Consider the following 9,927-nt stretch of genomic DNA (forward strand, 5'->3'; position numbering starts at 1 on the left):
GACATGTCGGATTCCCAGGCCCAGCAGACCGCCGCCCACAAGGTGGTCGTGATCGGCTCCGGCTTCGGTGGTCTGTTCGGCACCAAGGCACTGCGCAAGGCTCCGGTGGACGTCACCGTGATCGCCAAGACGACCCATCACCTCTTCCAGCCGCTGCTCTACCAGGTGGCGACCGGCATCCTGTCCGAGGGCGAGATCGCGCCCCCGACCCGCGAGGTCCTCAGCGGCCAGACGAACGCCCAGGTCCTGCTCGGTGAGGTCACCGACGTCGACCTGACGGCCCGGACCGTGACCAGCCACGTGCTGGGTCGCGAGACCGTCTCCGAGTACGACTCGCTGATCGTGGCCGCCGGCGCGGCGCAGTCCTACTTCGGCAACGACCACTTCTCCGAGTACGCGCCCGGCATGAAGAGCATCGACGACGCCCTCGAGCTGCGTGGGCGCATCTTCGGTGCCTTCGAGATGGCCGAGCTCGGGGCCAACCGCGGCGACGACATCGACCACCTGCTGACCTTCGTGGTCGTCGGCGCCGGCCCCACCGGCGTGGAGATGGCCGGCCAGATCGCCGAGCTCGCCCACCGCACCCTCAAGCGCGACTTCCGTGCGATCAACACCCGTGAGGCGCGCGTGATCCTGCTGGACGCCGCCCCCCAGGTGCTCCCGCCGTTCGGCCAGAAGCTCGGCGAGAAGGCCAAGGCCGAGCTCGAGAAGCTCGGGGTCGAGGTGATCCTCGGCGCCATGGTGACCGACGTCGACGAGCGCGGCATCGAGATGAAGTTCAAGGACGGCCGCGTCGAGCGCATCAAGACGGTCACCAAGATCTGGGCCGCCGGTGTCCAGGCCAGCCCCCTCGGCCGGACCCTGGCCGAGCAGAGCGGCGCGCCGCTCGACCGCGCCGGCCGCATCGGCGTCAACCCGGACCTCACGCTGCCCGGTCACCCCGAGGTCTTCGTCGTCGGCGACATGATCGCCCTCGACAACCTGCCGGGTGTCGCCCAGGTCGCGATCCAGGGCGCCAAGTACGCCGCCAAGGAGATCGAGGGCCGTCTCGCGGGCCACGCCCCGCAGGGACCCTTCAAGTACTTCGACAAGGGCTCCATGGCGATCATCAGCCGCTTCCGCGCGGTCGCCATGGTCGGCAAGCTCCGGCTCACCGGCGTCGTCGCCTGGCTGATGTGGCTCGGGGTGCACCTCGTCTACATCACGGGCTTCAAGAGCCGCGTGACGGCGCTGCTGCACTGGGCCATCTCGTTCCTCGGACGCGGCCGCTCCGAGCGGACCACCACCGAGCAGCAGATCTTCGCCCGGGCCGCGCTCGCCCGACTGCGACGCGGCGCCACCGACCTCGTCTCCGAGCCGGGGGCCTACGACGCCGCCCGCCAGATGATGGAGACGACGCGACGCGAGGAGCTCGAGGCGATGGCGCTCGAGGAGGCCCGGCTGACCGACTCCGGGGCCCGCGGAGTGCCCGCAGAGCAGCGCTGACGCGCGTCGTACGACATGCCGCAGGCCCCGGCGAGGACGCCGGGGCCTGTGTCGTCCGGTGGCCTCGCTAGGCTGCGCGTGGGCCATTAGCTCAGTTGGTAGAGCACCGGACTTTTAATCCGTGGGTCGTCGGTTCGAGCCCGACATGGCCTACCGGACACACCCTGGGAGGGGTGCCGTCACCTCGTCGTAGCCGTCGCGGTGCGCAGAGTTCACCCACGTGCGTGATTTCACCCTGCCCTCGGAGGTTTCCTTCTGCCGCTTCCTTGGTAGTGTCTTCCATGCAACAGGTGCAAGTTCCAGCAGGTAGACGCCCGCGGAGTTTGTGATCCAACGGCGTTTCAGCTTCGGGCCTGCCAGTCCCGCGAGTCGGAGCGACGTGTCACCGCATCTATTGCGGGATCGTTGAAGTGACGATCTTTCGCCCGATAACAGGAGTAACAGAGCAATGGCTCAAGGCACCGTGAAGTGGTTCAACGCCGAGAAGGGTTTCGGCTTCATCGCGCAGGAGGACGGCGGCGACGACGTCTTCGTGCACTACTCGGCGATCCAGTCGCAGGGCTACAAGTCCCTCGACGAGAACCAGAAGGTCGAGTTCGACGTCACCCAGGGCCCCAAGGGCCCGCAGGCCGAGAACGTTCGCGCCGTCTGACGACACCTCGAAGCACCGGCACAGCACCTGTTCCGGACTTCTGACAGCGAGGCCCTACCCGTTCGGGTAGGGCCTCGTTGCCCGTTTGGGCCATTGCGCGCCACCCGGGTACTTTTTACGATTGAATCAGTTTGAGCGTCCGGCCGCGGGGGCACGGTCGACCTTCGTAGTCCGTCCCTGTCCAGAGCTGGAGGTTGTCGTGCCTGACCAGTTCGACGTGAGCCTCGAGGACGACGACCTCCTCGGCGAGGTGGAGCTGACCACCACGCTCATCATCGCCGCCAGCGAGGCCGAGGAGCACCTGTCCCAGGAGGAGATCGACCGTCTCCTGGGCGTCACGCCGCGCCGTCCTCCGGGGCAGCGACCCGCCCAGGACTGACCCCTCCCACCCGCTCAGCAGGTCGCGAAGAGCACCGGACCGCTGGTGAGGTCGGAGAGCACGTACTGCCCCTGCACCGGGGTGAGGTCGAGGGTCACCACGCGTCCCGAGGACGCCGCCTCGTCCAGGGTGAAGCGGTCGGCGAAGTCGCCGCCCTGACCCGGGGCGGGTCCGCCGGCCAGGGTCGCTCGTGCCTGCGCGTCGGCGCGGGCCACGTCGTCGTCCTCGAACGACATCGCCACCCGGAGGTCGCCGCCCGCGCGCAGCCCCATCGCGAACCCGGTCATCGGGTGCACCTCGCCCGCCTGCTCGAGCAGGGTGTCGGCGACCTCCTGGTCGTCCGCGTCGGCGGACGCCATCGCGAGGTGCCGGCACGCGTAGCCCCCGGAGAAGAGGCTGGCGGCCACCGGGGCGCCGCTGGCCCCGACAACGTCGTCGAGCTCCTCGAGGGTGTCCGCGTCCCCCCTGGCCGCCTCCACGGCCGCCTCGAGGGGGGCGACCTGGTCCGAGGTCAGCACGACGCCCTCGTCGGCCAGCAGGGCGACGTACTGGAGCTCGGGGGTGAGGTCCGGTCCGATCCGGGGGAGGAGGTCCTGCCCGCCGCCCCACACCCCGTCGTCGTCCTCGGGCTCCTCGAAGCCGAGCCGGCGCAGCCGCTCGGCCAGCGCCTCGACCGACTCCTCGTCCGGCATCCCGAGGATGTCGACCGCGCCGTCGGGGGACTGGGCGAACAGCTCCCAGTCCAGCGTGCCGGGGGAGAAGCCGAACGCATCCTGCATCGTGCGGCTCGAGCCGACGAGCGCCGAGGTCGAGGTCAGGTCGGAGGCGAACGCCGTGTCCAGGAAGGCCGTCACCGCCTCGCCGTCCGGGGTGTCGCCCAGGTCGGTGCCGACCTCCCGGCGTACGGCGCTCCAGTCGGTCCACGAGAGCCGCTCGGTGCCGGCAGGGGCCAGGTGCACGGCCCGGGCGAGTCGCGTCTCGTCGCCGCCGCGCCACCACACCACCCCTGCCACGACCGCCCCGACGACCAGGACGAGGGCCAGGGCGAGGGCCGCGAGCGTCGCCGGACCCAGCGCGAGACGGCGACGCATGGGCAGGCTCCTCGACGGACGGCGAATGGTGTGACACTAGCGTCCATGCCGGCCGGTGATGTGCGTGCTGCAGGAGCGGTGGTGACCCGCAAGGGCGGGGACGTGCTGCTCATCCATCGCCCGAGGTACGACGACTGGTCCTTCCCCAAGGGCAAGCTCGACCCCGGCGAGCACGAGGTCGCTGCGGCCGTCCGTGAGGTCGCCGAGGAGACCGGGCTCGCCGTGCGCCTCGGACCGCCGCTGTCCGGTCAGCGCTACCTGCTCACCAACGGTCGCACCAAGGCCGTGTCCTACTGGACGGCCCGGGTGGTCGGGGACGACGACGTGAGTCGCTACGAGGTGAACGAGGAGATCGACGAGGTCGCGTGGGTGCCGTGGGACAAGGCCCGCGAGGTGCTCACCCACGTGCGGGACCGCGCGACCCTGGACGAGGCGCGCGCGCTGCGACGCAAGACCCGGGCCCTGGTGGTGCTGCGCCATGGCCAGGCCCGCTCCCGCAAGGCCTGGCGCGGTGACGACCGCCGTCGTCCCCTCCTGGTGCGTGGCGGCGCCCAGGCCGAGCGCCTGGTCCCGGTGCTGGCCGGCTTCGACGCGACGGCCGTCCACTCGTCCTCGAGCAGGCGTTGCGTCGACACCGTCGCGCCGTACTCCGACGCGACGGGCTGGCCGCTGGTGCCCCACGACGGGCTCAGCGAGGAGGACGCGAGCGTGGACGCGGTGGTCGGCCTCGTGGCCGATCTCATGGCGCGGCACGCGGGAGCGGTGGTGTGCACGCACCGGCCGGTGCTGCCCCTGGTGCTGGCCGCGGTGGGCGTGCGCGACGGCGTGCGGCTGGAGACCGGGGAGATGCTCGTCGTGCACCACCGCAAGGGCCGGATCGTGGCCACCGAGCGCCACCTGCCGTAGCCCTTCTTCCTCCTCCCGGAGGGGACTCCCCGTCAAGGGGTCCCGGCCGAGTTCATGTGACCGCCATCTCGTCCCCGACTGTGCGACGCCAGCCGGTCCGGTCGAGTTCACCGCTCGTTCACCGGCGCCGCCGTGCGCGGTCACTTGTGCTGCCTAGCGTGCGGCTCGTCAGCACCTCCACAGACCTCTCAGGAGTTCCGAAGTGAACCGCACTTCCTTCCGCGCGGCGCTCGTCCCGGGTGCCGCCGCCCTCGCCCTCAGCATCTCCCTGACGGCGTGCGGTGCGAGCAACGAGTCCACCGACACCACGTCCGGTTCGGACGCGGGCTCGAGCACCGATGCCGGCTCCCTGTCCGGCGAGCTCAACGGCGCCGGCTCCTCGGCCCAGGAGAAGGCCATGGAGGCCTGGTCCACCGGGTTCCAGGGCCTCAACCCCGACGTCACCCTCAACTACAACCCGGTGGGATCCGGCGACGGCCGCACCCAGTTCATCGAGGGTGGCACGCTCTTCGCCGGCACCGACTCCTACTTCAGCGACGACGAGGGCGAGCTCAGCGCCGCCAACGAGCGCTGCGGCTCCGACATCATCGAGGTCCCGGCCTACGTCTCGCCGATCGCGGTGATGTTCAACCTCGAGGGCGTCGACTCCCTCAACCTCGACGCCGACACGATCGCGCAGATCTTCGACCAGAAGATCACGACGTGGAACGACCCGGCGATCGCCGACCAGAACCCCGACGCCGACCTGCCCGACACGGACATCACCACCGTGCACCGCCAGGACGACTCGGGCACCACGAAGAACTTCACCGACTACCTCGGCAAGGCCAGCAAGTCCTGGTCCTACGAGGCCGAGGACGCGTTCCCGGTCAAGGGTGGGGTGGCCGCCGAGGGCACCTCCGGCGTCGTGGCCGCCGTCACCAACGGCAACGGCACCATCGGCTACGCCGACGAGAGCCAGGTCGGCGACCTCGCGGTCGTCAGCGTGAAGGTCGGCGACGAGTACGTCGCTCCGTCCGCCGAGGCGGCCGCCAAGGTCATCGGCGTCTCGCCCGCCGTCGAGGGTCGTCCCGACGTGGACATGGCCGTCGACGTCGACCGCACCACCGAGGAGGCCGGCTCGTACCCGGTGATCCTGCTGTCCTACCTGGTCGCCTGCCAGACCTACCCGTCGGCCGACGAGGCGGACCTGGTGAAGGGCTTCCTCACCTACGTCGTGTCCGACGAGGGCCAGCAGGCCGCCTCGGAGAACGCCGGGTCGGCGCCGCTGGACTCCGAGTCCGCCTCGCGCGCCCAGGGCATCGTCGAGGCGATCGCCGCTGAGTAACGTCGGGGTGGTGTGAGCCACCTACCGCAACGCGTGCGGCGGGCCGATCGCCGGTCCGCCGCACACGTGCACCCAAGACCTGACTAGCGAGGAACCTGTGACTTCCACCCCCGCGACCTCCCCACCCCGGAACGCCGCCCCCACCCAGACCGGCGACCGGGTCTTCTCGGGCATCTCGCGTCTTGCCGGTCTCACGATCATGGCGGCCCTGGCGGGCGTCTTCGTCTTCCTGGCCATCGAGGGCATCCCCGGTCTGGCGCAGGACGCGCGCTTCTACTCCCCGTCCGACAACTTCCTGGGCTACGTCGACAACCTGCTCTTCGGCACCGTGCTGACGTCAGTGATCGCCCTGCTCATCGCCGTACCGCTCGCCTTCGGCATCGCCCTGGTGGTCAGCCACTACGCGCCACCGTGGATCGCGGGTCCGGTCGCCTACGCGATCGACCTGCTGGCCGCGGTGCCGTCGGTCGTCTTCGGCCTCTGGGGCATCAACTTCTTCGCCCCCCGCATGGTGCCGATCTACGACTGGCTGTACGAGCACCTCGGGTGGACGCCGTTCTTCAAGGGGCCGGTCAACCCGGTCGGCACCACGATCCTGACCGCCGGGATCGTGCTGGCGATCATGGTGCTGCCGATCATCACCGCGATCTCGCGCGAGGTGTTCACCCAGACCCCCGTCCTCCACGAGGAGGCGGCGCTGGCGCTGGGGGCGACCCGCTGGGAGATGATCCGGCTGGCCGTCTTCCCCTACGCCCGCTCGGGCATGGTCTCGGCCGTGATGCTGGGGCTGGGGCGCGCGCTGGGCGAGACCATGGCCGTGGCCATGGTGCTCTCCGGGGGCGGCGGCATCAGCTTCAACCTGATCGCCAGCTCCAACCCGACGAGCATCGCCGCCAACATCGCCTCGCAGTACAAGGAGAACACCCCCGGCAAGCTGCACGTGCTGATCGCCACCGGCCTGGTGCTCTTCCTGGTGACCTTCCTGGTCAACTTCGCCGCCCGATGGGTCGTGGCGCGCAACGAGAGGAAGATGAACCGATGAGCACGACGCTGACCCGGCCACCGTCCACCTCGGACGTGCCGCTCACGCACGGCCGTCTTCCCCGGTGGGCGCCCGGACTGGCGGCGGTCGTGGCGATCGCCGCTGCGGGGCTGTTCCCGCTGCTGCTCGGCTGGGGACTGGTGCCATGGGTGATCATGTCCGTGCTCTTCTACATCGTCGGCCTGACGTTGTGGGCGGCTGCGGTGGAGACGAGGCGCGCCGCGGTCGACCGACTCGTCACCTCGCTGGTCTGGACGGCGTTCGGGATCGCCCTGGTGCCGCTGGTGTCGCTGCTGTGGACGGTCATCTCCAAGGGCCTGCCCGCGATCAACAGCACGTTCCTGACCTACTCGGCGTTCCGCACCAGCCTGGACCAGCCCGTCGGCATCTACCACGCGATCATGGGCACGCTCGTGATCACGCTGTGCGCCGCGATCATCTCCGTGCCGATCGGGATCTTCGCCGCGATCTACCTCGTCGAGTACGGCAAGGGCAACCGGCTCGCGCGCGGCATCACCTTCCTGGTGGACGTGATGACCGGCATCCCGTCCATCGTGGCTGGGCTCTTCGCCTTCTCGATGTTCACCGCCTTCTTCGGGGCCGGCTACCGGTCCGGCATCGGTGGGGCGGTCGCGCTGTCCCTGCTGATGATCCCCATCGTGGTGCGCTCGACGGAGGAGATGCTGCGGCTGGTTCCCGACGACCTGCGCGAGGCGGCGTACGCCCTCGGGACGCCCAAGTGGCGCACGATCACCAAGATCGTGCTGCGTACCGCGCTCGGTGGCATCATCACCGGCGTCACGCTGGCCGTGGCCCGCATCATCGGCGAGACCGCGCCGCTGCTGCTCATCGCCGGCCTCACCACCCGCACGAACCTGAACCCCTTCGACGGGTTCATGACCACGCTGCCGGTGTTCATCTACTCGCAGTTCCAGAAGGGCACCCAGGAAGACTTCGCCCTCGCCTGGGGCACCGCCCTCGTCCTCGTCGTCATCGTGCTGCTGCTCAACGTCGCGGCGCGCGTCATCGGAAAGATCTTCGCCCCCAAGACCGGGCGTTGAAGGAGCTAGGAACACTCAATGGCCAAGAGCATCCACGTCTCTGACCTGGACATCTACTACACCGACTTCCTCGCCGTCGAGGGAGTCAGCATGACCATCAAGGCGAAGTCGGTGACCGCGTTCATCGGCCCCTCGGGATGCGGCAAGTCGACCTTCCTGCGCTCGCTGAACCGCATGCACGAGGTGATCCCCGGCGCCCGCGTCGAGGGGTCGGTGACAGTGGACGGGCAGTCGCTGTACGAACCCAACGTCGACCCGGTCGCCGTACGCCGCCAGATCGGGATGGTCTTCCAGCGCCCCAACCCGTTCCCGACGATGTCGATCTACGAGAACGTCCTGGCCGGCAACCGCCTCAACGCCAAGAAGATGAAGAAGGCGGAGGCCGACCACATCGTCGAGAGCTCCCTCAAGGGCGCCAACCTGTGGAACGAGGTCAAGGACCGCCTCGGCCGGCCCGGCATGGGTCTCTCGGGGGGCCAGCAGCAGCGGCTGTGCATCGCCCGCGCGATCGCCGTGGAGCCGCAGGTGCTCCTGATGGACGAGCCCTGCTCGGCCCTCGACCCGATCTCGACCTCGGCGATCGAGGACCTGATCCACGAGCTCAAGACCGAGTACACGATCGTGATCGTCACCCACAACATGCAGCAGGCCGCGCGCGTCTCGGACGAGACCGGCTTCTTCAACCTCAAGGCCGCCGGCCAGCCCGGGCACCTGGTGGAGTTCAACACCACGCAGAAGATGTTCGCCAACCCGGACAACGAGGCGACCGAGGCGTACATCTCGGGCCGCTTCGGCTGAGCCCTCCTGGGGGGAGTTCTCGCCCCCCGGGCCATTTTTGGGGTAGTCCGTGAGAGCGACACGGGATGTCGGCGCGGAGGCTCACCATCAGGGGATGGGGGAGCTCGAGCAGCAGCGTCGGCGTCGACCACGCCTGTCGGTCACCCGGCCGGGGCTGGTCGTGCCCGTGCCACGCGACCCTCGAGGACGTGCCGGCCCCACCAAGGCGGCAGCGTCCGGTCCGGGGTGGCGGCGTACCTCGCGCGGCCTCTACGTGCCCGTTCGCGTCGACGGCGGTCGGGTCGACCAGCGCATCGTCGAGGCAGCCGCGGTGCTGCCCGCCTTCGGTGGGGTGACCGGGTGGGCGGCCCTTCGGTGGGCGGGCGGACGGTGGTTCTCGGGCTCGGACGCCGCTGGTCGGCCGCATGACGTGGTGCTCGCCGTCGGTTGTGCGGACGTCCGTCCCCAGCGGGGGATCGGTGTCTCGGCCGAATCGCTCGGACCGGACGAGCTGACCGTCCTGGACGGGCTGCCCGTGACGATGATCGGACGAGCAGTGCTCTTCGAGATGCGGTACGCCGCCTCGCTGGCCGCCGCCGTGGTGGTCGCCGACATGGCCGCCTACGACGACCTGGTGTCCCTCGTCGAGCTGCGGAAGCTCGTGGACGAGCACCTCCCGCAGACGGGCATCATCCAGGCGCGGGAGGCGTTGGCCCTGGCGGTCGAGAACGCCTGGTCCCCGATGGAGGTCGAGACGCGGCTCCTCTGGGGACAGGCTGGTCTGCCGATGCTTCGCTGCAATGTCCCCGTCTTCGACCTGACCGGACGACACCTCGGAACGCCTGACCTGCTGGACTCGGACGCGGGCCTCGTGGTCGAGTTCAACGGCGCCGCACACCTCGACGTGGGACGGCGGCGTGTCGACCGGGACCGGGAGGAGAGGTTCGCTCGTGCCGGCCTGGAGCTGGTCGAGGTCATGGGCGCCGACTTCGCGGACCGCGTTGCGCTCACGGCCCGCCTGGCACGCCAGCGTCAGCTTGTGTTGGCCCAGCCACGACTTCGACGATGGACGACTGAGCTGCCGTCGTGGTGGACCGACACCAGCACGGTCGAGGCTCGTCGCGCGCTGTCGCCGTACGACCAGGCGCGCCTGCTCGCCTATCGCCGGCCGGCGGCGTGAGTCGGATTTCGGGGGTAGTCCGTGACG

10 protein-coding genes and 1 tRNA gene are annotated in these 9,927 nt (G+C 69.8%); 10 read left to right on the forward strand and 1 reads right to left on the reverse strand.

The genetic code is table 11. The features are described 5' to 3' along the window. Positions 1-3 precede the first annotated feature (3 nt). The 4 genes from AC1DQF_RS03120 (at position 4) to AC1DQF_RS03135 (ending at position 2,516) form a co-directional block, all read left to right on the forward strand. Positions 4-1,485, forward strand: coding sequence for an NAD(P)/FAD-dependent oxidoreductase (locus AC1DQF_RS03120; RefSeq protein WP_477523747.1), 1,482 nt, complete (start codon positions 4-6; stop codon positions 1,483-1,485). Between the two features lie 80 nt (positions 1,486-1,565). Further along, positions 1,566-1,638: transfer RNA gene (locus AC1DQF_RS03125), tRNA-Lys, on the forward strand. 295 nt (positions 1,639-1,933) lie between these two features. Beyond that, complete coding sequence (gene cspE / locus AC1DQF_RS03130) at positions 1,934-2,137, forward strand: transcription antiterminator/RNA stability regulator CspE (protein WP_056886937.1); 204 nt, start codon at positions 1,934-1,936, stop codon at positions 2,135-2,137. 199 nt (positions 2,138-2,336) lie between these two features. Next, complete coding sequence (locus tag AC1DQF_RS03135) at positions 2,337-2,516, forward strand: hypothetical protein (RefSeq protein ID WP_477523748.1); 180 nt, start codon at positions 2,337-2,339, stop codon at positions 2,514-2,516. Between the two features lie 14 nt (positions 2,517-2,530). Here the strand turns inward: AC1DQF_RS03135 and AC1DQF_RS03140 are convergent, their stop codons facing one another. Further along, entirely contained in the window at positions 2,531-3,607 is a 1,077-nt protein-coding gene (locus AC1DQF_RS03140) for a hypothetical protein (protein WP_477523749.1), read from the reverse strand. A 45-nt stretch (positions 3,608-3,652) separates the two neighbouring features. Between AC1DQF_RS03140 and AC1DQF_RS03145 the strand changes: the two genes are divergently transcribed. The 6 genes from AC1DQF_RS03145 to AC1DQF_RS03170 all read left to right on the forward strand — a co-directional run bounded on the left by AC1DQF_RS03145 (position 3,653) and on the right by AC1DQF_RS03170 (position 9,900). Beyond that, complete coding sequence (locus tag AC1DQF_RS03145) at positions 3,653-4,513, forward strand: NUDIX hydrolase (protein WP_477523750.1); 861 nt, start codon at positions 3,653-3,655, stop codon at positions 4,511-4,513. A 202-nt stretch (positions 4,514-4,715) separates the two neighbouring features. Continuing rightward, entirely contained in the window at positions 4,716-5,840 is a 1,125-nt protein-coding gene (gene pstS, locus AC1DQF_RS03150) for a phosphate ABC transporter substrate-binding protein PstS (RefSeq protein WP_477523751.1), read from the forward strand. Positions 5,841-5,937: 97 nt separating this feature from the next. Further along, positions 5,938-6,882: a phosphate ABC transporter permease subunit PstC gene (pstC, locus tag AC1DQF_RS03155; protein ID WP_477523752.1), complete on the forward strand. Its 945-nt coding sequence runs from the start codon at positions 5,938-5,940 to the stop codon at positions 6,880-6,882. Beyond that, a complete protein-coding gene (pstA, locus tag AC1DQF_RS03160) occupies positions 6,879-7,943 on the forward strand; it encodes a phosphate ABC transporter permease PstA (RefSeq protein WP_477523753.1) in 1,065 nt (354 codons plus the stop codon). The genes pstC and pstA overlap by 4 nt, the downstream gene beginning before the upstream one ends. 18 nt (positions 7,944-7,961) lie before the next feature. Continuing rightward, a complete protein-coding gene (gene pstB / locus AC1DQF_RS03165) occupies positions 7,962-8,741 on the forward strand; it encodes a phosphate ABC transporter ATP-binding protein PstB (RefSeq protein ID WP_477523754.1) in 780 nt (259 codons plus the stop codon). Positions 8,742-8,835: 94 nt separating this feature from the next. After that, positions 8,836-9,900, forward strand: coding sequence for a hypothetical protein (locus AC1DQF_RS03170; RefSeq protein WP_477523755.1), 1,065 nt, complete (start codon positions 8,836-8,838; stop codon positions 9,898-9,900). Positions 9,901-9,927 lie beyond the last annotated feature (27 nt).

The organism is Nocardioides sp. P4_G4, assembly GCF_056401085.1.